Source organism: Sphingosinicella microcystinivorans, assembly GCF_003634215.1.
GTDB lineage: Bacteria > Pseudomonadota > Alphaproteobacteria > Sphingomonadales > Sphingomonadaceae > Sphingosinicella > Sphingosinicella microcystinivorans.
Genome location: NZ_RBWX01000009.1, coordinates 107,930 through 133,393, shown reverse-complemented (window position 1 = coordinate 133,393; position 25,464 = coordinate 107,930). Strand labels below are relative to the sequence as shown.

Below are 25,464 nucleotides of genomic sequence, written 5' to 3'. Positions count from 1 at the left end.
TTTGCAAGCGACACGAGTGGTGCTGGCTGAAGCCAGTTTGTAAAAAACGGCGACACTGGCGGGGCCGCGCGCTTGCCGAAGACGTTCAGGCCCCCTAAGTGGCCGTCTCATGACCGATCTCGCGCATATCCGTAATTTCTCGATCATCGCCCACATCGACCACGGCAAGTCGACGCTGGCCGATCGCCTCATCCAGCGGACGGGCGGGCTCACCGACCGCGAGATGTCGGAGCAGGTGCTCGACAACATGGATATCGAGCGTGAGCGCGGCATCACCATCAAGGCGCAGACCGTTCGTCTCGAATACAAGGCGAAGAACGGCGAGACATACACGCTGAACCTCATGGACACGCCGGGCCATGTCGATTTCGCCTACGAAGTTTCCCGCAGTCTCGCTGCGTGTGAAGGCGCGCTCCTCGTGGTGGACGCGGCGCAGGGTGTCGAGGCGCAGACGCTGGCGAACGTCTACCAGTCGATCGAGCACGATCACGAGATCGTCCCCGTCATCAACAAGATTGATCTGCCCGCCGCCGACCCGGATAAGGTGAAGGCGGAGATCGAGGACATCATCGGACTCGATGCGTCGGAGGCCGTGCTTGCCAGCGCCAAGTCCGGCATCGGCATCGATGATGTGCTCGAAGCCGTTGTGAACAAGATCCCGCCCCCCAAGGGCGACCGCACCGCACCCCTCGAAGCGATGCTGGTGGACAGCTGGTACGATCCGTACCTCGGCGTCGTCATCCTCGTGCGCGTCGTCAATGGCGTGATCCGCAAGGGGCTGAACATCAAGTTCATGGCCGGTGGCACCGAGCATCTGATCGACCGCGTCGGCTGCATGCGTCCCAAGATCGAAACGCTCGACGAGATCGCGGCCGGCGAGATCGGCTTCATCACCGCGCAGATCAAGGACATCTCCGAAACCCGCGTCGGCGACACGATCACCACGGTGAAGAACCCTGCGAAGGCCGCGCTCCCCGGCTTCAAGGAAGTGCAGCCGGTCGTGTTCTGTGGGCTGTTCCCGGTCGATGCGGCGGATTTTGAAAAGCTGCGCGACAGCATTTCGAAGCTGCGCCTCAACGATGCCTCGTTCAGCTTCGAGATGGAAACATCCGCTGCGCTCGGTTTTGGCTTCCGCTGCGGCTTCCTCGGCCTCCTGCACCTGGAGATCATTCAGGAGCGGCTGACGCGCGAATATGATCTCGATCTCATCACCACCGCGCCCTCGGTCGTCTACCGGATGCACATGACGGATGGGACGGTGCAGGAACTGCACAACCCCGCCGACTATCCTGACGTCGTGAAGATCGATTTCGTCGAGGAGCCGTGGATCGAGGCGGTGATCTACGTGCCGGACGAGTATCTCGGCTCGCTCCTGAAGCTGTGTCAGGATCGCCGCGGCATCCAGAAGAACCTCACCTACGTGGGTGGGCGCGCGCAGATCACGTACGAACTGCCCTTGAACGAGGTCGTGTTCGATTTCTACGACCGCCTGAAGTCGATCAGCCGCGGTTACGCCAGCTTCGATTATCACCAGATCGGCTACCGCGAGGGCGACCTCGTCAAGATGTCGATCCTCGTCAACAACGAGCCTGTCGACGCGCTCAGCATGATCGTCCACCGCGGCGCGGCGGAAGCGCGCGGCCGCCACATGTGCGAGCGGCTGAAGGACTTGATCCCTCGCCACCTGTTCAAGATCCCGATCCAGGCGGCGATCGGCGGCAAGGTCATTGCGCGCGAAACGATCGCAGCGCTCCGCAAGGACGTCACCGCCAAGTGCTACGGCGGCGACATCAGCCGCAAGCGCAAGCTCCTCGACAAGCAGAAGGAAGGCAAGAAGCGGATGCGCGAGTACGGCTCGGTCAGTATCCCGCAGGAAGCCTTCATCGCCGCGCTCCGCATGGGCGACGAGGGGTAGGCTGTCAATTTAGGACAGTTGACAAGTTTTTCATCGGGTTCAGAGTGGGCGCTCTCCGAAGAGGGCTTCCTGATGCCGAGATACAGCGTCCTGCTCTGCGCGCTTGCCATGCTCGCAGGGATCGCGGTGACCGCGTCCCCGGTGTTCGCGATGCCGCATCAAGGCGCGCAAACGCTCACGCCGCAGATTTACCGCCAACGCTGCCTGTTCTGCCACAAGAGCGCTGCGCCCGAAGGTGTCGCCCCCGAAATCCTCGTCGGCCTCAATCCGCCGCCAGGCGTGAAGCCCGCCGATGTGATGCCGAACATCAAATGCTGGCGCCGCTGCGAGAAGTGCTGGCCGCAGCGGAAATAGGGACGCTTCCGAAATAGGAAAACCTGTGCCAGCCAGGGGCGGTGCCTGCTCAAGTGCTTCCAATATCGCAGACGCGCGCACCCGCCGCGGAATTGAATTTCCGCGTCTTTGCCTCAACTTCCTCAACTTCGTACCGTTTCGGGACAGGCCGTTCAGCCCATCAGCAGCGCGGAGAGCACCAGCACCACACCGGCCAGAGAGGTGAGCCACACCAGCGTCCGCAGCTTGGGAATGCCCGCGGCATAGAGCGGCAGGTAGATCAGCCGCGCCCAGAAATAGAGGTGGGCGCCAAGCTCGGTCTTCCAGCCGAGCCGGTCCGCCGCGACCGCCGCCAGCAGCACCGCCGCGAACAGTGGGAAGGTCTCGAAGAAGTTCGCCTGCGCCCGCGCCAGCCGTCCGGCAAGCGGCTTCAAGGGCGGCATTTCGGCATCGCGCGCACCCATGTTCCATTCGATGCCGTACTGCGCGGTCTTCACGTTCACGGCCCACAGGATGTGGACAAGGCCCAGCACCACGGCTGCACCCAGCAGATAAAGTTCGATCGGCATGGTGATCCCTCCCCCTTGGAAGGGGCAGACGATCCCTTATTCAGCGCCGCTTCGCAAGCGGGCGGAAAGGTGAGGGGTTCAGGCCGCCTGGTTCCGTGCGGCGAGGTCGACCTCGGCCTTGATGCATTCGGCAAGCAGGAAGGCGAGTTCAAGGCTCTGGCCGGCGTTGAGGCGCGGGTCGCAGTGCGTATGGTAGCGGTCTGCAAGCGCCTCGTCGGTGATCGCCATCGCGCCGCCGGTGCATTCGGTCACGTTCTGCCCGGTCATCTCGGCGTGGATGCCGCCCGCGTGCGTGCCCTCGGCGCGGTGCACCGCGAAGAAGCCGCGCACTTCGGCAAGGATGCGGTCGAACGGACGCGTCTTGTAGCCGCTGCCCGACTTGATCGTGTTGCCGTGCATCGGGTCACACGACCAGACGACATGGCGCCCTTCACGCTTCACGGCGCGGACGAGCGGCGGCAGGCCGGCTTCCACCTTGTCGTGCCCGAAGCGGCTGATGATCGTGATGCGCCCCGGCACGTTATCCGGGTTCAGCGTGTCGATCAGGCGGATCAGCGTGTCCGGCTGCAGGCTCGGGCCGGCCTTCAGGCCAAGCGGGTTGCCGACGCCGCGCAGGAACTCGATGTGCGCCGAGCCTTCGAAACGCGTGCGGTCGCCCACCCACAACATGTGCGCGCTGGTGTCGTACCAGCGGCCGGTGAGCGAATCCTGCCGCGTCATCGCCTGCTCGTAGCCAAGCAGCAGCGCCTCGTGGCTGGTGTAGAAGTCCGTGCCCTTCAGCTGCGGAACCGTTTCCGGGCTGATGCCGCACGCTTCCATGAAGGCAAGCGCGTCGCCGATGCGGTCGGCGACGTCCTTGTATTTTTCAGCCCAGGGCGAACGGCCCACGAAATCGAGGTTCCACTTGTGAACCTGATGCAGGTTCGCAAAGCCGCCCTGCGCGAAGGCGCGCAGAAGGTTGAGGGTCGCGGCCGATTGCATGTAGGCGCGGAGCATACGCTGCGGGTTCGGTTCCCGCGCCGCACTTTCGAAGGTGATGTCGTTGATGATATCGCCGCGATAACTCGGCAGCGAGACACCGTTCAGCTCTTCCATGTCCGTCGAGCGAGGCTTGGCGAACTGGCCGGCGAGGCGCCCCACCTTCACCACCGGCATCCGGCTCGCGAAGGTCAGCACCACCGCCATCTGCAGGAGCACGCGGAACGTGTCGCGGATGTGGTTCGGGTGGAACTCGGCGAAGCTCTCCGCACAGTCGCCGCCCTGGAGCAGGAAAGCCTTGCCCGCCGCAACGTCGGCAAGCTGCGCTTCGAGCACGCGTGCCTCGCCCGCGAAAACGAGCGGCGGATAGCTCGAAAGCTCGCCTTCCACGGCCGCAAGTGCTGCCGCATCCGGATAGGTGGGAAGCTGCCGCGCTTCGGAATTGCGCCAGCTGGCCGGGGCCCAGGATCGGTCGGACGTCTTCATCGCGCGCCTTTTGGCGTGTCACTTGAAGGAGCGCAAGCAATGCTTTCTTGGGGATCTGATGCTTCCGCCAAGCCATTTGCGGCAGAGATTTTTACATCATGGTTAACACCATCGTAACAATTCATCGCAAAAAAATGGGCTAAGACAATGAATGCGCTTGATATTAATCATTTATGCGTACATTGTTCACATATTCCGGGGGGACAGGGGAAACTCCGATGCTGAAACAGTCGCCGGTTTTTGAACGCAAGGCTCCAAGCAGCTACCATCACGGCAATCTTCAGGAGGCGCTGCTGAACGCCGGATTGGAGCTTCTGGAACGGAGAGGCTGCGCAGAGCTTGCGCTGCGCGAAGTCGCCCGCGAGGTCGGGGTGAGCCCCGCTGCCGTCTACCGTCACTATACCTCGAAAGAGGCGCTGCTCACCGCGATGGCCATTGAGGGCTTCAAGCGCCTCACGGCCGTGCAGATCGAGCCGGTTTCGAATGCCGTGGTGACGCCGGTGCGCTTTGCCGACATGGGTCGCGCCTATGTTCGCTTCGCGGTCCGCAATCCCGCACTGTTCCGCCTGATGTTCAGCGACCAGATCGATTCCAGCCGCGATGCCGCGCTGATGTTCGCGATCGAACCCCTCACCGCCAACATAGAGGATGCCGTCGCCCGTCTCGCGGGGCCGCGCTTCTCGTCCGCGATGCGGCGCAAGGCGGCGCTCCGCGCATGGTCGCTTGTGCACGGACTGTCCATGCTGCTCATCGATGGCCAGCTGCGCATCGCGCACAGCGAGATCGACCGCATGATCGAGGCCGTCGTCGACCCCAATCACGCGCTCGCCATCTAACGCATCAGAACGAGTTCTTCCGCCATCGTCGGGTGGACAGCCACGGTTTCGTCGAGCTGTGCCTTGGTAAGTCCCGCCTTCACCGCAATGGCGAGCGGCTGCATGATCTCGGCCGCTTCCGGTCCGATGATGTGGGCGCCGAGGATGCGGTCCGAAGCCTCGTCGACAACAAGCTTGTAAAGCGAACGCTCGCTGCGGCCCGCCAGCACGTTCTTCATCGGCCGGAAGTCCGATGCATACACCCGAACCGAGCCATAGGCGTTGCGCGCCTGTGATTCGGTGAGGCCGACCGCCGCGATCGGCGGGTGGCTGAACACGGCGGATGGGATGCAGCTATGGTCGACGCGCCACGGCTTGTCGCCGAACACCGTGTCGGCAAATGCGTGCCCCTCTCGGATCGCAACCGGTGTCAGTTGCACGCGGTCGGTGACGTCGCCGACAGCATAGATGTTCTCAACGTTGGTGCGGCTGTCTGCATCAACCTTGATCGCGCCGTTCTCCGCCAGTTCAACGCCAGCCGCCTCAAGGCCCAGCTCGGCGCTGTTTGGCGGCCGTCCGATCGCGTAGACAAGGAGGTCCGTTTCAATGGGCGCATCTTTCCCGGCGTGGACGAGGAGGCTGCCGCCTGCCTGCTTCTCGACCTTTTGGAACGGCGCGTTGAAGCGGAAATCGATGCCTTTCGCAGTACTGATCGCCTGAAGACGCTCTGCAAGCTGCTGGTCGTATTCGCGGAGCAGGCGGTCGCCGCGCAGCAGCAGCGTCACCTTCACCCCCAGTGCATTGAAAATACCCGCGAATTCATTCGCGATATAACCGCCGCCTGCGATGACCACGCGTTTCGGCAGCGTTTCGAGATGGAACACCTCGTTCGACGTGATGCCGTGCTCTGCACCTTCGCAGTCCGGGAAGCCTGGGCGCGCACCGGTTGCGATCAGAATCTTGTCGGCGCTGACAGTCTTGTCGCCGATCCGCACCGTGTGGGCGTCTTCCAGCACGGCACGGCCGTGGAGGATCGTCACCTTCTGGCTTTCAAGTGTCGAAATATAGGCCTTGTTGAGCCGGTCGACCTCCGAAAGTACGTTGTCGCGCAGCGTCGCCCAGTCGAAGTGCTTGCTTTCCACGGTCCAGCCGAAGTTGCGGGCGTCTTCAAGGTCTTCGGCGAAGTGGGCGCCATACACGAGCAGCTTCTTCGGCACGCAGCCGCGAATCACACACGTTCCGCCGACGCGGTACTCCTCTGCGATGGCGACACGCGCGCCATAACCCGCGGAAATCCGTGCCGCGCGCACACCGCCCGAACCGGCGCCGATGACAAAGAGGTCGTAGTCGTATGCGTTCATATTTGCGATCCGGCCCTTTGTGGCGGTAGATTACGGATGTGTAGCGGTTGGCGGGCGTATCCGGCAACGCTTACGGGGGAGGTAGGGTTAGATGACAACGGTCGCAATGGCGCCCCAGGACATACCTGCCAGGCGCAAGGTTCTGCTGGTGGAAGATTCACCGCTTGTTGCCATGTCGCTCGAAACGCTGTTCGAAGACATGGACTGGGAAATGCAAGGCCCGGCCACCCGGCTCGAGGAGGCGCTCGCGCTTGCCGAAACGACGGATGCCGATATCGCGCTCCTCGATGTAAACCTCGATGGGGAAATGAGCTGGGCGGTAGCGGATGTGCTCAAGGCCCGCGGCGTGCCCTTCGTGTTCGCAACCGGATACGACGGCGCATCAATGCTGCCGGAAGCTCACAGCGATGCGCGGCTCGTAAGCAAGCCGTTCCAAATCACGGAGCTTGAAGACTTGCTGCGCGAGATGGTCGGCGAAGAGCTTTAGCCGAGACGTTCCCGGGCGGCTTCCCAGTTACGGCCGTCGAAGGCTTCGACGGCGAAGGTCAGCGATGCGTAGTCGTCGAGACAGCGTGCATTGACGCTGTAACCGTCCGGGTGCGAGCGCGGCACATAGAAGCTCTTGACGCCGCAGGTCTTGCAGAAGAGGTGGCGCGCAATCCCCTCGCCGAAACGGTATTCGCCAAGATTATCGCTGCCGGAAAGCAACCGGAACGTATCTTTTGTGGCGATGAGGTGCAGAAACCCCGTCGCCGAACACATCGAGCAATTGCAGTCGAGCAGCGGGATGGGCCCGTCTTCAACGCCCACCTCGAAACGCACCGCCTTGCAATGGCAGCCGCCTGAGAGCGTCTTCATTCGACGGTGACGGATTTCGCGAGGTTGCGCGGCTGATCGACGTCCGTGCCCTTCGCCACGGCGACGTGGTAGGCTAGGAGCTGCACGGGCACGGCGTAGACGAGCGGCTGGATGAGCGGGTGGCAGTCCGGCATCTCGATCGTCGCGACCGCGCCCTCTCCCGCCTTGGCGATACCTGCTGCGTCGGAAATCAGCACGATGCGGCCGCCGCGCGCAGCAACCTCCTGCATGTTGCTGACGGTCTTTTCAAAGAGCGGGCCTGAGGGCGCGATGACGATGACGGGAACGCTGTCGTCGATGAGCGCGATCGGCCCGTGCTTCATCTCGCCCGCTGCATAGCCTTCGGCGTGGATGTAGCTGATCTCCTTCAGCTTCAGTGCACCTTCGAGTGCCATCGGATAGTCCGGGCCGCGCCCCAGGTAGAGCACGTCGCGCGCCGCGGCGACGAGCGGCGCCATCTTCTCGATCTCCTCATCATGGGCTAGCGCGGCATTGAGCGCGGCGGGCGCTTCGGCGAGGTGCTTCACGATCTCGCGTTCTTCGTCGGCGGGCATCTTGCCTTTGGCGCGTGCGAGGTTGGCCGCGAAAGCGGCAAGCACGGCCAGCTGGCAGGTGAACGCCTTCGTCGAGGCAACCCCGATCTCCGGGCCCGCGTTGGTGGGGAGCAGAAGGTCGGCTTCGCGCGCCATCGAGCTGGTCGGCACGTTGACGACGACGGCGATTTTCTGGCCCTCCGCCCGGCAGTGACGGAGCGCGGCGAGCGTGTCCGCCGTCTCGCCCGACTGGCTGATGAAAAGCGCGAGTCCGCCGGGCTCCAGAACCGGTTCGCGGTAGCGGAACTCGGAGGCGACATCGATGTCCACCGGCACGCGCGCGAACTTTTCGAACCAGTATTTGGCGACGAGACCGGCGTAGTAGCTGGTGCCGCAGGCGACGATGGTGACGCGCTTTACCTCGGCGAGGTCGAACTCGGGGATGGGGAGGGCCACCTTGCCGTCGAGCGGCTTCAGATAGGCCTGTAGCGTCTGCGCCACGACCACCGGCTGCTCGAAGATCTCCTTCTGCATGAAATGGCGGTGGTTGCCCTTGTCGATCATGGCGCCGGAGACGCCGGAAAGCGTCACTTCGCGCGTTACCGGCTTGTTGTCGCGGTCAAAGATCTCGATCTTCTCGCGGCTGAGCACGGCCCAGTCGCCTTCCTCGAGGTAGGCGATCTTCTGCGTCATCGGCGCGAGCGCCAACGCGTCGGAGCCGAGATAATTCTCGCCCTCGCCGAGCCCGACGACGAGCGGTGCGCCGAGGCGGGCGCCGACCAGCAGATTGTCGTGGCCCTTGAACATCATCGCGAGCGCGAACGCGCCGTGGAGGCGCGGCAATACGGCCTTCACCGCTTCGATCGGGCCCTTGCCGCGCTCAAGCTCGCGCGCAACGAGGTGGGCGACGACCTCCGTATCGGTCTGGCTCGCGAAGCTGCGACCCTCGGCCGAAAGCTCGTCGCGCAGTTCCTTGAAGTTCTCGATGATGCCGTTGTGAACGAGTGTCACGTCGCCCACGATGTGCGGATGCGCGTTGTCTTCGGTGGGCGCACCGTGCGTCGCCCAGCGTGTGTGCGCGATGCCGATGTGGCCGGGCAGGGGATCGATCGCGAGCTTCTTCGCGAGGTTGTCGAGCTTGCCTTCGGCGCGGCGGCGATCGAAATGCCCGTCCACGATCGTGCAGACACCCGCCGAATCATAGCCGCGATACTCAAGCCGGCGGAGGCCCGCCACGAGCTGATCGGTGACGTCGCCTTTACCGAGAATTCCGATGATGCCGCACATTACTTCGCCGCTTTCTTCTTAGCCGTCATCGCCTCGCGGAACCGCGCGGCCCAGCCGGGTTTGCTATCCTGAACACCGCGCGCGACTGCGAGCGCATCGGCCTCCACATCCTTCGTCATCACCGAGCCTGCGCCGACGATGGCGCCATCGCCGATCTTCACGGGCGCAACGAGCGCGCTGTTGGAGCCGATGAAGGCACCCGCGCCGATCTCGGTCTTGTACTTGAAGAAGCCGTCATAGTTGCAGGTGATTGTGCCCGCGCCGATGTTGGCCTTCGCGCCGACGCTGGCGTCGCCGATGTAGGAAAGATGGTTCGCCTTCGCGCCCTCGGCGAACACGGCTTTCTTCGTTTCGACGAAGTTGCCGATCTTGACGCCCTTTGCGAGATCCGTGCCGGGACGGAGGCGGGCATAGGGCCCGATTTCCGCTTTTTCGCCGACCTTGGCTCCTTCAAGATGCGAGAAGGCATGAATACGCGTGCCGGCGCCCACGGAAACGCCGGGGCCGAAAACGACATTCGGTGCGATGCTCACATCTGCCGCGATCTCGGTATCAAAAGCGAAGAACACGCTGCCCGGATCGGTCAGCGTCACGCCTTCCTTCATGAAGTGGTTGCGACGGTCTGTCTGGAAGCGGGCTTCGGCGACCGCAAGCTCGGCACGGCTGTTGATGCCCATCACCTCGGCTTCGGCCGTTTCGACAACGCGCGATGTTCGGTCATCCTCCTTGGCGAGCATGATGATGTCCGGGAGGTAGTACTCGCCCGCTGCATTGTCGTTGCCAACGCGTTCCAGGAGCGGCCAGAGATCTGCGGAGCGCACGGCGAGCAGGCCGGAATTGCAGAGATCGATAGCGCGCTCAACCGGTGAAGCGTCCTTGAACTCCACCATTTTCCGAATGACCCCGTCATCGGCGTCGATGCGCCCGTAAGCGCCGGGATCGGTCGCGCGGAAGCCGAGGACAACGACCGCTGGCGTGTCTTTCTCGTTGTTCAGCTTCGAAAGCATCAGACGCATCGTGGCGCTCTCGATGAACGGCACGTCCCCGTACAGCACGAGTATGTCACCGTCGAAACCCTCAAGCGCGGCCTTCGCCTGAAGCACGGCATGGGCGGTGCCGAGTTGCGGTTCCTGTGTCACCACGACGGCACCGGTGTCCGCGACTGCGGCCTCCACCTGCTCGCGCCGCGCGCCCACGACGACGACGGTGCGCTCGGGCGCAATCTCGTCCACGCTTGCCATCAGGTGCAGCAGCATCGGCCGCCCGCCGATGGGGTGCAGCACCTTGTGCGTTTCGGATTTCATCCGCGTGCCCATTCCGGCGGCGAGGATGATGGCGGCGACGGGCCGGCGGCTCATGAAAATCTCACAGACTCAATCAATTCCTTCGGTGCCTGTGCCATATCGGGATTGCCATTTCCATAACGCCGGGCAAAAGGCTTGCATGAATCCGACAAGCTCTTCCATCGTTTTCGATCTCGACGGCACGCTCGTCGATACCGCTCCCGACCTTGCGGCGGCAATGAACCACGTTCTGGCGCATTTCGGTCGCGCGCCGGTCGACCCCGAAGCCGTGCGCCACATGGTCGGCCATGGTGCGCGCCGCACGATCGAGCGCGGCCTTGCGCTTACGGGCGGAGGGGATGAAGCGATGCTCGACGCTGGCGTGCCGGTATTCCTGGATTTCTATGGCGCCAACGTCTGCGTTGGCTCCCGTCCGTGGGAGGGGGTTGAGGCGGCGCTTGCCATGCTTTCCGATGCGGGCGGTCGTCTTGCCATCTGTACCAACAAGCCCGAGCGATTGGCGATCGACCTTATCGATGCGCTCGGCTGGGGCAGCCGTTTCGATGCGATCCTCGGTGGGGACAGCCTGCCCGTCAGGAAACCCGACCCGGCGCATGTGCTCGAAACGCTGGCGCGGATGGGCGGTGATCCGGCGCGGGCCGCGTTCGTCGGCGATTCGCGGCCCGATGTGGAAGCGTCGCGTGCGGCAGGCCTTCCGGTGGTGCTGACCAGCTTTGGTTATAGTGACGTACCGCCGGACACCCTCGGCGCAGACGCGATGATCGACCATTTCGATGCTTTGATGCCGACCCTCAAACGGGTTGCGCCCGCTCTTTTCGCCTGAGCGCCTTGCGCGTGAGGTGCTGCGCCAGCATCAGAGGCGGCATCCGCAGCCAGTGCCCCCGGATGTAGAGCAGCCGATCGCTGAGCTTTGCTCCCTGATGCCCGAAGCGATCGCGCCCATGGAGCTTGCGGAGCGCAAGCCTGTCGACGATGTCCATGCCGCCAACCAGCGTGTCCGGTACCTCCGTTCCATAGAGCTGCCGGGCAAGCCGCAGCGCGCGTGACAGCGGCGTGCGAAGCTGGTGCCGCTCGGCCGCGGCGGTCAGCACGTCCCAAAAGCCTTCGGTGCGCGCGAAATCGGTCGCGAGGCAGTGAATATCCCAGAGATTGCGCGCGCCGCCCTCGAACTCGCCATCGTAGGCGACGTGCGCGGCGCTGTGCAGCAGCATCTCCGCCGGACCGAGCACGAACAGGCCGTCCGCCACAGCCACGCGGCTTTCGATGAGCGCATCGGCGTCCGGCTTCAGCCGCGCGGTGAGCGGCAGGATCGTGTGGTGCACGTCGATGACACCGCCGCGCTCCTTGTGCACCATCGGCGGCAGCTCGTGCATCCATGTACGGTAATAATGGTCGTCGTAGGCGTTTTCCTTCGCCTGAAGCCATCCATGCGCCAGCAGTGCGGCTTCGACCGCGGGGAGCGCTGCGCGCGGCACGAGAATGTCGAGATCGCCGATTCGCCGCCCCCGCGCGACGGGCAGCCCGGCATGGAGATATGCGGAGCCCTTCATCAGGATGACGGGACAGCCCACATTCCTGAGCGCTAGCGCGGCGCGGTCGATTTCCCACTGAGCGGCGAGGTGATCGCCGCGGGTGATGTCGCGCTCTTCGGTGAGGCATGTCCGAGCGCCCGCGGGCAGCGCCTCCCACAACGGCACAGCACGCTCTGCGACCGTTCCCAGCAGCCTCTCGGCGCGCCCGACGCGGACAAGCGCGTTCCAGTCATCCGCCGACAGTGCCCGCATCGATTCAGGGTCGGCGAGCGCGCGGTGCAGGATCGCGGCCGGCGTCACGCCGTCACCTTGCGCCACAGCGTCTCGAAAAGTTCGAGCGCGTCGTCGCTGGATCCGTACATGATATCAAAGGCCGGCGCGTGCGCGAGGCAGCGCCAAACGGCCTCGAACCCGGCTTCGCCCATCAGCGCCTGATTGGTGGAGGAGGCGGCGAGGCGCACGTAGGTTTCGGTTCGTGTCATCGGCCGCCACGCCGGCGCGGCATTCTCGCGGAAGTGCGGAGCGACGACGAGCGCGATCTCGGCGGGCGTTTCCATCTTGTCGATTGCAGCGCCGGGCGGCAGCAGGTGCCGGATCGTGCCTTTCACCGTGCCTTCAAGCACCGGCCCGAAGCGGTCCGCAGGTGCGCGCGCTTCCATCGCTGTGATCGAAGCATTCTTGAGAGAAATCGGACGGGGGAAGGGGTGCAGCAGGGGCGCATGGAGATCGAGCAGCGCGAATTCGTCGCCGAGGTGGCGCCAACCCTCGCGGTACGCCAGCAAGGCCGACAGCGTACTCTTGCCCGCGCCCGAATCGCCGATCAGCAGCGCTGCCTTGTCACCGTTTGCGGACGATGCCGCATGAACCACGACATGCCGTCGGTAGCCGACCGCCATCTGCAGGTTCATGCCCATTTCGAGGCCGAGCATTCCCAGGTCCACGGGCAGCGGCAGCGTGTCGAAGGGCTCGAAATCGCATTCGAGCCTCAGGTTCGGCTTCACCCACCTTCGCAGCGGGCTCGAAGGGACCGCACTCACGGCATAATCGTAGATGCCGTCTGCCGTTTCAGCGGGATAGTTGCGGTAGAGCGCGTTCACCTCGTCGATGACGCGCCGGAAGGGCGAGCGCAGATGGAAGGACGCCGGGCCGATCCGCAGCGTCCGGGACGGCCAGCGATCAGCAATCATGCGATGCGGTCGATAATGTCCATCGCGGCCATCTCGTCGAGCCGCGCGCCGACGACGCGGGCGATATCGTCGCCTTCGCCGTCGAGATCATGATGCTGTGCAAGCTGTTCGCAAACCTCTCCGATGCCGAGCGTTCGCTCGTGTAGCAGGTCGAGGATGGCGACGACAGCCGGGGAGACGACGTGTGTCATCCCAGACGGCCGATGATAGACGAGCGTGAGGTCGTCGACGGGGCGCACGACATAAGCATCCCGCGCCGCGGCGCGGTAGCGCATGTCGGTGCCGCCCGTCAGAGCTTGTGAACGAGCGAGGTGAGGCAGGTAAACCCGCTCTGACCCGGCTTCAGGTTCTTGATATACTTGAGGTGGGCGTCGAACTGCTTCGTCGAATAGATACCGTCAGGCAGTCGGCCGGACTGCTGATAGTCGACCAATTCCTGACCGTAGTAGTAGCCCTTGGGCGGAGGGGCGTAGCATTTTGTCTTGCCGCCGCTGCCACCACCGCCGCCGTAACCGCCGCCGCCATAGGCCACCATGCCCTCGTCGTCGGCCGTGGACATGTCGTAACCGTAGGCGTCGTAGCCCTTGCCGTCCTTGTCGCAGACCTTGTCGATCGGGATCTGGCACATGGCGAGCGATGTCGTCGCCCCGCCGCCGCCACCGCCGCCACCGCCGTGGTAGCCGCCGGTCGCCCATGCGGGCCGCAGCGTGACGACCGCGGGTGCTGCCACCGCGCCAAGCCGCAGGAGTGCGCGCCGCGAAGCCTTGCCGGCTGCCAGCTCCATCTCGTCGCTTTTGCGTTCGTCTGTCATATGCCTGTCCCGAAATCCCTCGAATACACTCTATACGCCGTCTTGCCCTCATGGGAAGCAAGGACCATACCATTGCCGTGTTTCTAATGGGTTGCGAAGTAAACGACGGCCTGAAAAGCGAAAGTTGTAAAACGTGCCGACATCTGCGGACGATGCCCTGAATGCTGAAGGCGCCGGCCGGAACCGGTGGATCGCGGTCGCTTCGGCGGTCGTGCTCGCAGCCGCGGCGGGTTATGCGTTTGCGTGGCACGAGGTGCTCGGCGCGGCCGTGCTCGCGCTGCTTGCGGCGGCGTCAGGGGCGTTTGCCGCGCGCCCGTCGCGAAAGCTGCCGGAGCCGGCTGCGGAAGGCCTTGCAAGCATAGACGTCGCACAACCGTCGATCACGCTCGACTCGCTCGAAAATGCCGCCGTGCTCGTCGATCGCAACTTCGGCATTCTCGCCATGAATGCCGAGGCGGTGGACGCCTTCGGTGCCCATGCGCTTGGCGAGGACATCCGCATCGCCATCCGCCATCCGGCGGTGATCGAGACGGTGACGACCGCGATGCGGCAGAACCGCGATTCGATCCGCGAGATCGAGGGGATCGGGCGGCATTCCACGGTGTTTCGCCTGCGGGCCGGCCCTGCGGGCGATGCGCGCCTTCTGCTGTCTTTCGCCGACGTTTCACCCGCGCGGCTCGCCGAACGGATGCGCGCCGATTTCGTGGCAAACGCCAGCCACGAACTCAGAACGCCGCTTGCGACGCTCGTCGGCTTCATCGAAACGCTGCAGGGTCCGGCCGCGAACGATCCGGCGGCGCGTGCGCGCTTTCTCGACGTGATGGCGAACGAAGCCGCGCGCATGACCCGGCTCGTCGACGACCTGATGTCGCTCTCGCGCATCGAGCTCGACAAGAACATCCGCCCGCGCGAGATCATTGACCTCGCGCCGCTGTTCGAAAATGTCGCGACGACCTCGGCCGTGGCGCTGGAAGCGGACAAACGCCAGCTCGTTATGACCATCGAGCCCGGGCTCCCGCAGGTGATCGCGGACAAGGACCAGGTGCTCCAGGTGCTTCACAACCTGATGACCAACGCGATCAAATATGGCCGCACCGGCACGCCGATCGCCGTTACCGCGGAGCGGGCGAAGGCTTTGCAGGGCGAAGTTGTACGCATTGCCATCGCCGATGTCGGCGACGGCATCGCTGCCGAGCATATCCCGCGCCTCACCGAACGTTTCTACCGCGTCGATACGGGTCGTTCCCGCCGCCTCGGCGGCACCGGGCTCGGTCTCGCCATCGCCAAACACATTGTCGAAAGGCATCGCGGAACGCTGGAAATCACAAGTGAACAGGGGGTCGGCACGACCATCAGCTTCACTTTGCCCGCGTCGGTGTCACAAATCTGAAAAGATGACACCACACAAGCGCGCGGAAAGACCAACTGGGCGAATCAATCGGCCGCACCGTCGCGGCAGTGGGCGTATCAACGGGAAAGGATGAAGGCGAGCGTGCCGAAAGGTCGGCAATGCGCGCCGTTCGATCATGTCAGCAGCTGCCCTGATCCTTGCCCTGCTTGGTCTGGCCGTCGCGGCGTATCTCGCTGCCCGCGCCCGTGCCGCAGCCTTCGCGGGCGGACGTACGTTCGCAAACGCCGCGGACCGAATCTCCTCCATTCACTCTCGCCCTGCCTATCACGGCTGGTACGTGGCGCTCTGGGCGCTGGTGCCCGCGCTCATCCTCGTGGTGGCGTGGTCGGTCGTCGGAGAGAACATCGTCGCGGACCGCACGATCGCCTCGCTCCCGGTTGAGAGCCAGCCGCAGACGATGCTCGACCGGCAGGCGTTCCTCACCGAAGTGCGTGGTGTCGTCTCGGGCCAGCTTGCCGGCGCGTTCAACCCGGCGGCTGATGCGGCCGTGCCGATCTACCGATCGATCAAGACGCAGTGGTCGCTGGTCATTGCGGGCCTTGCGGCGCTGCTGGCCATATCAGGCGGCGGTTTTGCCTGGCTGCGCGTGCGTCCGCACTTCAGGGCGCGTCCGCGTGTCGAGCGGTTCATCATGATTGTGCTCGTCCTGTCGTCGCTGGTGTCGATCCTCACCACGTTCGGGATCGTGCTTTCGCTCATCTACGAAAGCGTCGAGTTCTTCCGCCGCGTCTCGCCGATCGAGTTCCTGTTCGGCACGAATTGGAGCCCGCAGACGGCGATTCGCGCCGATCAGGTCGGCTCGTCGGGTGCGTTCGGGGCGGTGCCGCTGTTCTGGGGCACGATCTTTATCGGTGCGATCATCGCCATGATCGTCGCGATCCCGCTCGGCCTCATGTCGGCGATCTATCTCACGCAATATGCGAAGCCCAAGTCGCGCAAGATCATGAAGCCGATGCTGGAGGTGCTCGCGGGCGTTCCCACGGTCGTCTACGGCTACTTCGCGGCGCTCACGGTGGCGCCCGCGGTGCGCGAGTTCGCGCTTTCGATCGGCATTTCGAATGCCAGTTCTGAAAGCGCGCTCGCGGCGGGTGTCGTCATGGGCATCATGATCATCCCGTTCGTCTCCTCGATGGCCGATGATTCGATCACCGCCGTGCCCGCCGCGATGCGCGACGGCAGTCTTGCGATGGGCGCGACGACCTCTGAGACGATCAAGCGCGTGCTCATTCCGGCGGCGCTTCCCGGCATCGTGGGCGGCGTGCTTCTGGCGGTCAGCCGCGCGATCGGCGAAACGATGATCGTTGTGATGGCGGCCGGCCTTGCCGCCAACCTCACGGCGAACCCGTTCCAGTCGGTGACGACCGTCACCGCCCAGATCGTGCAGCTGCTCACCGGTGACCAGGAATTCGATTCGGCAAAGACGCTTTCCGCCTTCGCGCTCGGCCTCGTGCTGTTTGCGGTGACCCTGTGCCTCAACATCTACGCGCTCGCGGTCGTGAAGCGCTACCGGGAAGCTTATGAATAGCCCGCGCGTACAGACCGACTGGGCCTCGCCCGCCATGCAGGCGCGCGTGCGCCGACGCTATGCGAAGGAGCGCCGCTTCCGTTTCATGGGGCTCGGGGCGCTGGCGCTGGCGGGCGCGTTCCTGTTTTTCCTTCTGGGGACGATCTTCGCCAACGGCTACACGGGTTTCCTGCGGACCGAAGTGAAGCTCTTGGTCGAATATGATCCGTTCACGCTCGGCATCGACAGCAGCGCTCTTGCGGGTCCAGGTGGCGAGAATGCGCTCAACACGGCGAATTTCCAGGGCTTGATGGTCGCGGCGGCGAATGCACGCGCTCAGAATCTGGGCATTGCCGCGAAAGATCTCGTCAGCGACGGTGCATGGCTCGCGCTTCGCGACGCCGTGCGCGCCGATCCCGGCCTCATCGGCAAGCGGGTTGATGTGTGGGTGCCGACATCCGGCGATTTCGATCTGCTTGGCAAGGGCCTTATCGAACGGAATGTTCCCGAAGCAAACCGCCCGGTTTCTGATGTGGAAGTCGCGGCGTTCGACAAGCTCAAGGCCGATGGCGCGGTCCGCACCACGCTCAACACCACGTTCCTGACGATGGCGGATTCGACGAGCCCGGAGCTCGCCGGCATTTGGGGCGCGGCGAAGGGGTCGCTGCTCACCCTTGTCGTCACCTTGCTCCTCTGCTTCCCGATCGGCGTCATGACGGCGATCTACCTTGAAGAGTACGCACCGAAGAACCGCTTCACCGACATTATCGAGGTCAGCATCAACAACCTCGCCGCGGTGCCTTCGATCATCTTCGGCCTGCTTGGCCTTGCCGTGTTCCTCAACTTCTTCGGAATGCCCCGCTCGGCGCCGATCGTCGGCGGCCTTACGCTCGCACTGATGACGCTGCCTGTGATCGTCATTGCCGGGCGCATCGCCATCAAGTCGGTGCCCCCGTCGATCCGCGACGCTGCGCTCGGCGTCGGTGCCTCGCAGATTCAGGTGGTATTCCACCATGTGCTGCCACTGGCGCTCCCTGGCATCCTCACCGGTACGATCATTGGTATGGCGCGTGCGCTCGGCGAGACGGCGCCGCTGCTGATGATCGGTATGCGTGCCTTCGTCACCGATGTGCCGGGCGGTCTCACCACCCCTGCGACGGTGCTTCCGGTGCAAATCTTTCTGTGGTCGGACGAGGTCGCGCGTGGTTTTGTCGAGAAAACCTCGGCGGCGATCATCGTGCTCCTCGTTTTCCTGATGCTGATGAACGGCCTCGCGATATACCTCCGCAACAAGTTCGAGAAACGCTGGTGAACGATATGATGGCGACCATGACGGCGAATGCGGAGGCGGTGGTATCGGCACCGCCCAAGATGACGGCGCGCGACGTCAAGGTGTTCTACGGTGAGAAGCAGGCGCTGAACGGCGTTTCGATCGACGTGCACACCGATCTTGTCACGGCTTTCATCGGCCCGTCGGGCTGCGGCAAGTCCACCTTCCTGCGCTGCCTCAACCGCATGAACGACACAATCGATGCAGCCCGTATCGAAGGCCGTATCGAGCTCGAAGGGCACGACATTTACGCGCCGGACATGGACGTGGTGCAGCTTCGTGCGCGCGTCGGCATGGTGTTCCAGAAGCCGAACCCGTTCCCCAAATCGATCTATGAGAATGTCTCCTACGGCCCGCGCATCCACGGCCTCGCCTCCACCAAGGCAGACCTTGATGCGATTGTTGAGCAGAGCCTTGTGCGCGCCAGCCTTTGGAATGAAGTGAAGGACCGGCTGCAGGATAGCGGCACGGCGCTTTCGGGCGGTCAGCAGCAGCGCCTGTGCATCGCGCGCGCCATCGCGGTCGATCCCGAAGTGATCCTGATGGACGAGCCGTGCTCGGCGCTCGATCCCATCGCAACCGCGAAGATCGAGGAGCTGATCGATGACCTGCGCGGCCGCTATGCGATCGTGATCGTCACGCACAACATGCAGCAGGCCGCACGTGTCAGCCAGCGCACGGCCTTCTTCCATCTGGGCACGCTCGTCGAATATGGCGATACGGCGGAAATCTTCACCAATCCGCGCGAGCAGCGTACCAAGGACTATATCACCGGCCGCTTCGGCTAGAAGGCAGGAACGCCATGAATACCAACCCGCCCACCGCGCATACGGTCAAGTCCTTCGACGAGGACCTGCGGCAACTGCGCCTGCTCATCGGCGAGATGGGTGGGCTTGCCAAGGATCAGGTCGATCGCTCCGTCGCTGCCATCGTCGCGCGCGATGCTGATGCGGCACAGGCGGTCGTTCAGTCCGACCCGCGTATCGACAGGATCGAGGCGGAGGTAGAGCAGCTCGCGATCGCCACGATCGCGCGCCGCGCTCCGCTGGCGGACGACCTGCGCGAGGTGATCGCCGCACTCAAGATTTCGGCGGTGATCGAGCGTATCGGCGATTACGCCAAGAACAATGCCAAGCGCGTGAATTCGATCGCGCAGGATTCGCCGATCCGTCCGATGGTGATTGTGCCTGAAATGGCGCGCATCGTGTCGCAGATGGTGGATGACGCGCTCGATGCTTATGCCCGCCGTGATCCCGAACTCGCGCGCGACGTGTGGAAGCGCGACAATTCGGTCGATGAATATTACAACAGCCTGTTCCGGGCGCTGCTCACCTTCATGATGGAAAATCCCCATCACATCACGCCCTCCACGCATATGCTGTTCATTGCCAAGAACCTCGAGCGGATCGGCGATCACGCCACCAACATCGCCGAGGTTGTCTATTATTCGGCCACGGGCGAGCATCTGACCGATCGGCAGAAGGCCGACGAAACCGTCTATACGGTGAGCGAAGACGTCGAAGGCGAACAGGAGCGATAGCGACATGAAGCCCAAGATTCTGGTGGTCGAGGACGATGCGAACCTCGTCGAGCTGATCCGGTACAATCTCGAACAGGAAGACTTTGCGGTCGTCAGCACCGAAGACGGCGAGGAAGCGCTGGTGCTGGCGGACGAGGAGAAGCCTGATCTCGTCCTCCTCGACTGGATGATCGTGAACCTCTCGGGCATCGAGGTCTGCCGGCGTATGCGCCGGGAGCCCGCAACCGCGAACCTGCCGATCATCATGCTGACGGCGCGCACCGAAGAGGCGGACCGCATCCGCGGCCTCGAAATCGGTGCCGACGACTACATCACCAAACCGTTCTCCCCGCGCGAACTCGTGGCGCGCATCCGCGCTGTGCTGCGCCGCCTGCGCCCGGCGCTTGCCGGCGGCAACCTCGAATACGCGGGCATCTTCATGGATACGACCGCGCACAAGGTGACGCGCGACGGCCAGCCCGTAGCGCTCGGCCCCACGGAGTTCCGTCTACTGCGGCACTTCCTCGAGCATCCGGGCCGCGTCTTCTCGCGAGAGCAGCTTCTGGATTCGGTCTGGGGCCGCGACGTCTACGTGGAGCAGCGCACGGTCGATGTGCATATCCGGCGGCTCCGGAAGGCGATCAATCTTGATGGCCTGCCGGACGTAATCCGCACGGTGCGCTCGGCGGGCTACTCGCTCGATACGGATGGCCGCCGGGAAGCTGTCGCATAAGACGGGTTTTCGGAGGCCTGGTGCTTCGCTAGGCAATCCCCGATTTTGTTTTCGGGGAGCCGTGTATGACCATCGATTTCAAGGACCGCGTTGCTATCGTCACCGGCGCTGGTGGCGGTCTTGGCCGTGAATACGCGCTGGAACTGGCAGCGCGCGGCGCAAAGGTCGTGGTCAACGACTTCGGCGGCGCTCGTGACGGCAGCGGCGGGTCGGCTACGGCCGCGGAAGTCGTGGTCGCGGAAATCGAGGCAAAGGGCGGAACCGCGGTCGCAAACCCCGCGAGCGTCACGGATTTTCCTGCGGTCGAGGCGATGATCGCCGACACGCTCTCGCGCTGGGGCCGTGTCGATATCCTCATCAACAACGCGGGCGTTCTGCGCGACAAGAGCTTCGCGAAGATGACGCTCGATGATTTCCGGTTCGTGCTCGATGTGCACCTGATGGGGTCGGTTAACTGCACCAAGGCGGTGTGGGACGCGATGCGCGACGCCGGCTATGGCCGCATCCTGATGACCTCGTCGTCGACCGGCCTCTACGGCAATTTCGGGCAGGCGAACTACGGCGCAGCCAAGCTGGGCCTCGTCGGCCTGATGAAGACGCTGGCGCTTGAGGGCGCCAAGTCGAACATCCACGTCAATTCGATCTTCCCGGTCGCGGGGACGCGCATGACGGAGGATGTCATGCCCGAAGAGATGTTGCGCCTGCTTGCGCCGAAAAACGTCGTTCCGGCCGCGCTATACCTTGTCAGCAACGTGGCGCCGACGAGTACGATCCTCGGGGCCGGGGCGGGGGGCTTCCATGCTGCGCACGTGACGCTCACGCATGGCATCATGGTGCCGGAGGCGGACCGCACGGTGGAGACCGTTGCGGCGCGGATCGCGGAGATCACCGACCGCGCGGGTGAGACCGTGCCGACGAACGGTGCTGAGCAGGGCGGTCTCGTCATGTCGCGGCTGGGCGAGCTTAAGGCCTAGACGTCCACCAGTTTCAGCAGTTTGCGCTCCAGCGGGGCGAGCAGCGGCGACAGCTCCTGGCCCCGGCGCAGGATGGCGCCGGCTTCGCCGATCAGCAGGTACTGGCCCTGCCGCGTACGTAGCTCCGGGCGTTTCACGATGCGGATCTCGGGGCGCTCAGACGCGCGGCGGAAGGCGGAGAACACGGCCTCCTCGCGCGTCATATCCACCGCGTAGTCGCGCCAGAGGCCTGCGGCGACCATGCGCCCGTACAGGCTCATGATGTGGTTCAGCTCGTGGCGGTCGAAGAAGACCTGGGTGGGGCCGCGCCCCGCAAAAAGGGGCGTGACGTTGTTCATGCCTTCCGGGCGGAGGCCCCCGGCTTGGCAGGCTTGAGGTCGGCGGGAGTCAGCTCCGCCAGTCGCTTCCTCAGCGTTTCCACCTCGCAGCGCAGGATTTCCAGCTGCTGCGTCTGAGGATCGAATTTCTCGCTGCAAGGCGTGCCATAGGGCACAAAGTCCTGCGTTTCAGGCTTCACTTCGACGAGGGTGGAGCGTGCGGGGATGCCGACCATCGTCGCGCCCTCCGCCACGTCCTTGGTAACGACCGCGTTCGCGCCGATGCGCGCGCCCGCGCCCACGGTGATGGGGCCGAGGATGGCGGCGCCGAGGCTGATGATGACGCCGTCGCCGATCGTGGGGTGCCGTTTGCCGCCGACGCCGTTGGTGGGATTCGTACCGCCCAGCGTCGAGCCCTGGTACATGGTCACGTCGTCACCGATCTCGGCGGTTTCGCCGATCACGACGAAGCCGTGGTCGATGAACAGTCGCTTGCCGATCTTCGCGCCGGGATGGATGTCGATGGCGGTCAGTGCGCGCGAAAGATGGTTCACGAAGCGCGCGAGGAAGAACATCTCGCCGCGATAGAGCCAGTGCGCCACGCGGTGCAGGCCAAGCGCAAGGACCCCCGGATACAGCAGGATTTCCCAGCGCGAGCGTGGCGAGGGGTCGCGCGCCTTCACCGAATCGAGGTAGGCAACAAAGGTGTCGAACATGGCGGTGAACGCTTCCCCGGTTCGGTATGATCTTGCCCAAATCTAAGGTGCGAAGGGTGGAATTGCCAGCCCCCCGCGCAGAGGGTGCGGAAAGCCCGCCCGGACAGGGTTTGGCGCGGCCAAGAAAATCTCGTTTGTCGGCGCGGCGCTATATGCAATCAAAGCGGTAGAGAATTGTCCCGGGATGGATTCGCTCGCGCCTATGTCGACCGAACTTTTGTCTTTTATCGCCGTAGGTTTCGCGGCTCAGCTCGTCGATGGTGCCCTGGGCATGGCCTTCGGGGTGATTTCGTCTACATTGCTTGTCAGTCTGGGCGTTCCGCCTGCGGCGGCTTCGGCCGGCGTCCATACGGTGGAGACATTCACGACGGCCGTGTCAGGCATCAGCCATGCGCTCCACCGCAATGTCGATTGGAAACTCTTCGCCCGCCTCGTCATTCCGGGTGTGATCGGTGGCGTCATTGGCGCTTACATGCTCACGCAGGTTTCCGCAGAGGCGGCGCGGCCGATGGTGCTCGCGTATTTGTCTTGCATCGGCATCGTCCTGATGTGGCGCAGTTGGCGCTATCCGCCGAAGATCAAGAATCCGCGCATCGTAGAGCCTCTGGGCCTTGCCGGCGGCTTTCTCGATGCGGCGGGCGGCGGCGGCTGGGGGCCGGTCGTCACGTCGAATCTGCTGATTCAGGGCGCTTCGCCGCGCAAGACGATCGGTACGGTCAACACCGCCGAGTTTTTTCTAACGCTCACGGTGTCGGCAACGTTCCTGTTTTCACTGGGTGTCGAGTTCTTCACGAAGGCGATGCTTGGCCTTCTTATTGGCGGGGTGCTTGCTGCGCCCCTTGGCGCGTGGCTTGCGAAAAAGGTTGAGCCGCGCCCGCTCCTCATGATCGTCGGCGTCATCCTCACGTTGACCAGCGGCTACGGAATCTGGCGCGCGTTCTTTTAGCGGCACGTTGCAAAACCAGTGCGGCCCGCCGGGAGGGGGGAGAACCGGCGGGCCGCGGGGGGGCTTCAGTGGCTTGTTCATATCCGCCTGGCGCGTTATGGAGCCAATGGATAAATTTGGTCAGACTGATCGAAAAAGCCGATGACGTTTCTGCCCACCCTCAAGCAGCTCCAATATCTTGCGGCGCTTCACGAGCATCAACACTTCGGCCGCGCCGCCGATGCCTGTTTCGTCACCCAGTCGACACTCTCTTCCGGCATTCGGGAGCTGGAGACGCTGCTCGATGCCGCGCTCGTCGAACGCACACGACGCGTGGTGCGCTTCACCCCGCTCGGCGAGAAGATCGCGCGCAAAGCGATACTCGTGCTGCGCGAGGCCGAAGACCTCGCCGCGCTGGCGCAGGCCGAGGCTCGGCCTCTGACGGGCGAAATTCGCATGGGTGTGATCCCCACGATCGCGCCGTTCTTCCTGCCGAAGGCGCTACCGCGCCTGCGCGCCTCCTGGCCCGATCTCAAGCTCTATCTGCGCGAGGAGACGAGTGCCTCGGTGTGCGATGCGCTCGGGCGGGGGCAGGTGGACTGTGTGCTGCTCGCGTTGCCGTTTCCCTGCGGCGACGTGGCGAGCGTGAAGCTGTTCCGCGACTATTTCCACATCGCCGCGCACAAGGACGATATCCACGGTGCCGGCAAGGTGATCCATCCCCAGGACATCGATACCGATCGGCTGTTGCTGCTGGAAGATGGACACTGCCTCAAGGAGCACGCGCTCGCGGCTTGTGGGCGCCCGGAATATCGCGCGGAAACGTCGGTTGTCGGCACCTCGCTGCACACGCTCATCCAGATGGTCGATAACCGCCTCGGCACCACGCTGGTGCCGGACATGGCGCTGAAGGCAGGCATCCTCAACGGCACCGATGTCGAGACGCGGCCGATCGACGGCGAGAAGCCGTTCCGCGAGATCGCGCTCGTCTGGCGCAAGTCGAGCCCGCGCGAGGAAGAGTTCCGCCTGCTCGCTCAGGCCCTCATCGACGCCGCGAGCGTCTGACGCAGCATCTTGCCGGAGATCGGAGGCGCTCCGGTCTCAGCGGCGCGGACCAGCGTGACCAGTTTCGCGTTCACTGGGGCCTTGCGCCCCAGCCGTGCCGCCAGACGCACGACAGCGCCGTTCAGGTGGTCGACCTCGGTATGCCGTCCGCGCGCGAGGTCGTCCGCCATTGATGAGCGTGCGTGGCGGTCCACGGTGGTTTTCTGCCGCGCGGCGATACGCCGGTAGAGGAAATTCGGCAGCGACAGCAGAAGCGGCATTCGCTCGATCGGGAGCGGCAGCACACTCGCGGGCCGAATGCCTGCCGCCTTCACAAGTCGGAGCCCTTCGCGCATCGAAAGCGCCCACGCGCGGCGGTAATCGCGGTCGGCGAACTCCTGCGCCAGCGTCTTGCCGGAAAGCGCGTTGATTGCGTTATTTAGGTTCACGAGCAGCTTGCCCCACAGCACGCCTTCCATGTCGGCGCTGCGCACAGGTGGAAGCCCGCCTGCGGCAAGCAGGTCGGCGAACCTGTCGAGCGCCGGATCGGCATCGATCTGTAGCGGGGCGCTCGTCGCCTGGTGAAAATGGGCAGGCCCGCGCCCAGCCACATTGAACGGAACCATCCCCGCTAAGGCGCGCGCCTCGGGCAATGCTGCGCCAATGGCTGCAACGTTGTCCGCGCCGTTCTGGAGCGAAAGCACCGGGGTTCCCTCCGCGAGGTAAGGCGCAAGCGCTGCGGCTGCCTCTGCGGTGGCGTCGCTCTTCACCGTCACAAGCACGATATCCGCGCCCTCGGCGGCTGCCGGACTTTCGGTCAAGACGATGTCGGAGGCGGGAACGAGCGTATCTCGCCCGCTCACATCGGAAATTCGCAGGCCATTCTCGCGGATGGCGACCATATAGGTCGGCCGGCCGATCAGCGTCACCCGCGCGCCGCCCGCGGCAAGCGCACCACCGATGTAGCAGCCGATGAGGCCGGCGCCCATCACGGCGACGGTGAGCCTATCTTTGTCGTGCAT

General features: G+C 64.2%; 27 protein-coding genes. 14 read left to right on the top strand and 13 right to left on the bottom strand.

The genetic code is table 11. The annotated features are described in order from the left end of the window. Positions 1 to 109: 109 nt before the first annotated feature. Both lepA and DFR51_RS12910 read left to right on the top strand, forming a co-directional pair. A complete protein-coding gene (gene lepA, locus DFR51_RS12915) occupies positions 110 to 1,915 on the top strand; it encodes a translation elongation factor 4 (RefSeq protein ID WP_121051847.1) in 1,806 nt (601 codons plus the stop codon). Positions 1,916 to 1,987: 72 nt separating this feature from the next. Beyond that, complete coding sequence (locus DFR51_RS12910) at positions 1,988 to 2,269, top strand: hypothetical protein (protein ID WP_121051845.1); 282 nt, start codon at positions 1,988 to 1,990, stop codon at positions 2,267 to 2,269. A gap of 152 nt (positions 2,270 to 2,421) precedes the next feature. Here the strand turns inward: DFR51_RS12910 and DFR51_RS12905 are convergent, their stop codons facing one another. Continuing rightward, on the bottom strand, positions 2,422 to 2,817 hold the full coding sequence (locus DFR51_RS12905; protein ID WP_121051843.1) for an MAPEG family protein: 396 nt from the start codon (positions 2,815 to 2,817) through the stop codon (positions 2,422 to 2,424). Positions 2,818 to 2,895: 78 nt separating this feature from the next. Then, positions 2,896 to 4,281: a class II 3-deoxy-7-phosphoheptulonate synthase gene (locus tag DFR51_RS12900; RefSeq protein WP_121051841.1), complete on the bottom strand. Its 1,386-nt coding sequence runs from the start codon at positions 4,279 to 4,281 to the stop codon at positions 2,896 to 2,898. 218 nt (positions 4,282 to 4,499) lie between these two features. Between DFR51_RS12900 and DFR51_RS12895 the strand changes: the two genes are divergently transcribed. Next, the gene (locus tag DFR51_RS12895) at positions 4,500 to 5,117 is read left to right on the top strand and encodes a TetR/AcrR family transcriptional regulator (protein WP_160119279.1); all 618 of its coding nucleotides are present in this window, start codon (positions 4,500 to 4,502) and stop codon (positions 5,115 to 5,117) included. Here DFR51_RS12895 and gor read toward each other — a convergent pair. Continuing rightward, the gene (gene gor / locus DFR51_RS12890; protein ID WP_121051838.1) at positions 5,114 to 6,457 is read right to left on the bottom strand and encodes a glutathione-disulfide reductase; all 1,344 of its coding nucleotides are present in this window, start codon (positions 6,455 to 6,457) and stop codon (positions 5,114 to 5,116) included. The genes DFR51_RS12895 and gor overlap by 4 nt on opposite strands. A 91-nt stretch (positions 6,458 to 6,548) precedes the next feature. On the opposite strand from gor, the gene DFR51_RS12885 reads away from it, so the two are divergent. Further along, a complete protein-coding gene (locus DFR51_RS12885) occupies positions 6,549 to 6,944 on the top strand; it encodes a response regulator (RefSeq protein WP_197723649.1) in 396 nt (131 codons plus the stop codon). On the opposite strand, the gene DFR51_RS12880 is transcribed toward DFR51_RS12885, so the two are convergent. Genes DFR51_RS12880 through glmU form a run of 3 tightly spaced genes read right to left on the bottom strand, consistent with a single transcriptional unit; the run spans position 6,941 to position 10,493 of the window. Then, on the bottom strand, positions 6,941 to 7,315 hold the full coding sequence (locus DFR51_RS12880) for a GFA family protein (protein ID WP_121051836.1): 375 nt from the start codon (positions 7,313 to 7,315) through the stop codon (positions 6,941 to 6,943). The two genes, DFR51_RS12885 and DFR51_RS12880, sit on opposite strands and share 4 nt — an antisense overlap. After that, the gene (glmS, locus tag DFR51_RS12875) at positions 7,312 to 9,135 is read right to left on the bottom strand and encodes a glutamine--fructose-6-phosphate transaminase (isomerizing) (protein WP_121051834.1); all 1,824 of its coding nucleotides are present in this window, start codon (positions 9,133 to 9,135) and stop codon (positions 7,312 to 7,314) included. Before glmS ends, DFR51_RS12880 begins: the two co-directional genes overlap by 4 nt. Then, positions 9,135 to 10,493 carry a bifunctional UDP-N-acetylglucosamine diphosphorylase/glucosamine-1-phosphate N-acetyltransferase GlmU gene (gene glmU, locus DFR51_RS12870; protein ID WP_121051832.1) on the bottom strand — a complete coding sequence of 453 codons (1,359 nt, stop codon included), beginning with the start codon at positions 10,491 to 10,493 and terminating at the stop codon, positions 9,135 to 9,137. The genes glmS and glmU overlap by 1 nt, the downstream gene beginning before the upstream one ends. 85 nt (positions 10,494 to 10,578) lie before the next feature. Here glmU and gph point away from each other — a divergent pair, with 85 nt between their 5' ends. Next, complete coding sequence (gene gph, locus DFR51_RS12865; RefSeq protein ID WP_121051830.1) at positions 10,579 to 11,262, top strand: phosphoglycolate phosphatase; 684 nt, start codon at positions 10,579 to 10,581, stop codon at positions 11,260 to 11,262. On the opposite strand, the gene DFR51_RS12860 is transcribed toward gph, so the two are convergent. From DFR51_RS12860 to DFR51_RS12845, 4 genes are read right to left on the bottom strand one after another with little or no spacing between them, the layout of a single operon-like run. Continuing rightward, complete coding sequence (locus DFR51_RS12860) at positions 11,231 to 12,271, bottom strand: nucleotidyltransferase domain-containing protein (protein ID WP_121052476.1); 1,041 nt, start codon at positions 12,269 to 12,271, stop codon at positions 11,231 to 11,233. The two genes, gph and DFR51_RS12860, sit on opposite strands and share 32 nt — an antisense overlap. Continuing rightward, on the bottom strand, positions 12,268 to 13,158 hold the full coding sequence (locus tag DFR51_RS12855; RefSeq protein ID WP_121051828.1) for an HprK-related kinase A: 891 nt from the start codon (positions 13,156 to 13,158) through the stop codon (positions 12,268 to 12,270). The genes DFR51_RS12860 and DFR51_RS12855 overlap by 4 nt, the downstream gene beginning before the upstream one ends. Continuing rightward, complete coding sequence (locus DFR51_RS12850; RefSeq protein ID WP_121051826.1) at positions 13,155 to 13,433, bottom strand: HPr-rel-A system PqqD family peptide chaperone; 279 nt, start codon at positions 13,431 to 13,433, stop codon at positions 13,155 to 13,157. The genes DFR51_RS12855 and DFR51_RS12850 overlap by 4 nt, the downstream gene beginning before the upstream one ends. Positions 13,434 to 13,447: 14 nt before the next feature. Continuing rightward, positions 13,448 to 13,969: a hypothetical protein gene (locus DFR51_RS12845; protein WP_121051824.1), complete on the bottom strand. Its 522-nt coding sequence runs from the start codon at positions 13,967 to 13,969 to the stop codon at positions 13,448 to 13,450. Between the two features lie 133 nt (positions 13,970 to 14,102). Here DFR51_RS12845 and DFR51_RS12840 point away from each other — a divergent pair, with 133 nt between their 5' ends. From DFR51_RS12840 to DFR51_RS12810, 7 genes are all read left to right on the top strand, one after another. Then, positions 14,103 to 15,359: a sensor histidine kinase gene (locus tag DFR51_RS12840; RefSeq protein ID WP_121051822.1), complete on the top strand. Its 1,257-nt coding sequence runs from the start codon at positions 14,103 to 14,105 to the stop codon at positions 15,357 to 15,359. A gap of 136 nt (positions 15,360 to 15,495) precedes the next feature. Next, positions 15,496 to 16,905 (top strand): phosphate ABC transporter permease subunit PstC, encoded by a 1,410-nt coding sequence (gene pstC / locus DFR51_RS12835; RefSeq protein ID WP_121051820.1) that lies wholly within the window; start codon positions 15,496 to 15,498, stop codon positions 16,903 to 16,905. Beyond that, positions 16,898 to 18,196, top strand: a complete 1,299-nt coding sequence (gene pstA / locus DFR51_RS12830; protein WP_121051818.1) for a phosphate ABC transporter permease PstA — start codon at positions 16,898 to 16,900, stop codon at positions 18,194 to 18,196. The genes pstC and pstA overlap by 8 nt, the downstream gene beginning before the upstream one ends. A gap of 5 nt (positions 18,197 to 18,201) precedes the next feature. Continuing rightward, positions 18,202 to 19,002: a phosphate ABC transporter ATP-binding protein PstB gene (gene pstB, locus DFR51_RS12825; RefSeq protein WP_243445661.1), complete on the top strand. Its 801-nt coding sequence runs from the start codon at positions 18,202 to 18,204 to the stop codon at positions 19,000 to 19,002. Positions 19,003 to 19,016: 14 nt separating this feature from the next. Then, the gene (gene phoU, locus DFR51_RS12820) at positions 19,017 to 19,754 is read left to right on the top strand and encodes a phosphate signaling complex protein PhoU (RefSeq protein ID WP_121051816.1); all 738 of its coding nucleotides are present in this window, start codon (positions 19,017 to 19,019) and stop codon (positions 19,752 to 19,754) included. Positions 19,755 to 19,758: 4 nt separating this feature from the next. Beyond that, entirely contained in the window at positions 19,759 to 20,466 is a 708-nt protein-coding gene (gene phoB, locus DFR51_RS12815; RefSeq protein WP_121051814.1) for a phosphate regulon transcriptional regulator PhoB, read from the top strand. A gap of 65 nt (positions 20,467 to 20,531) precedes the next feature. Then, complete coding sequence (locus tag DFR51_RS12810; protein ID WP_121051812.1) at positions 20,532 to 21,440, top strand: SDR family NAD(P)-dependent oxidoreductase; 909 nt, start codon at positions 20,532 to 20,534, stop codon at positions 21,438 to 21,440. Here the strand turns inward: DFR51_RS12810 and DFR51_RS12805 are convergent. Both DFR51_RS12805 and epsC read right to left on the bottom strand, forming a co-directional pair. After that, positions 21,437 to 21,778: a DUF2794 domain-containing protein gene (locus DFR51_RS12805; protein ID WP_121051810.1), complete on the bottom strand. Its 342-nt coding sequence runs from the start codon at positions 21,776 to 21,778 to the stop codon at positions 21,437 to 21,439. The two genes, DFR51_RS12810 and DFR51_RS12805, sit on opposite strands and share 4 nt — an antisense overlap. Next, positions 21,775 to 22,473, bottom strand: a complete 699-nt coding sequence (gene epsC, locus DFR51_RS12800) for a serine O-acetyltransferase EpsC (protein ID WP_121051808.1) — start codon at positions 22,471 to 22,473, stop codon at positions 21,775 to 21,777. Before epsC ends, DFR51_RS12805 begins: the two co-directional genes overlap by 4 nt. Positions 22,474 to 22,675: 202 nt before the next feature. Between epsC and DFR51_RS12795 the strand changes: the two genes are divergently transcribed. Both DFR51_RS12795 and DFR51_RS12790 read left to right on the top strand, forming a co-directional pair. Then, complete coding sequence (locus tag DFR51_RS12795; RefSeq protein ID WP_243445460.1) at positions 22,676 to 23,419, top strand: sulfite exporter TauE/SafE family protein; 744 nt, start codon at positions 22,676 to 22,678, stop codon at positions 23,417 to 23,419. A 141-nt stretch (positions 23,420 to 23,560) separates the two neighbouring features. After that, positions 23,561 to 24,463 (top strand): hydrogen peroxide-inducible genes activator, encoded by a 903-nt coding sequence (locus DFR51_RS12790; protein ID WP_121051804.1) that lies wholly within the window; start codon positions 23,561 to 23,563, stop codon positions 24,461 to 24,463. Here the strand turns inward: DFR51_RS12790 and DFR51_RS12785 are convergent. After that, positions 24,433 to 25,464, bottom strand: coding sequence for a 2-dehydropantoate 2-reductase (locus DFR51_RS12785; protein ID WP_121051802.1), 1,032 nt, complete (start codon positions 25,462 to 25,464; stop codon positions 24,433 to 24,435). The genes DFR51_RS12790 and DFR51_RS12785 overlap by 31 nt on opposite strands.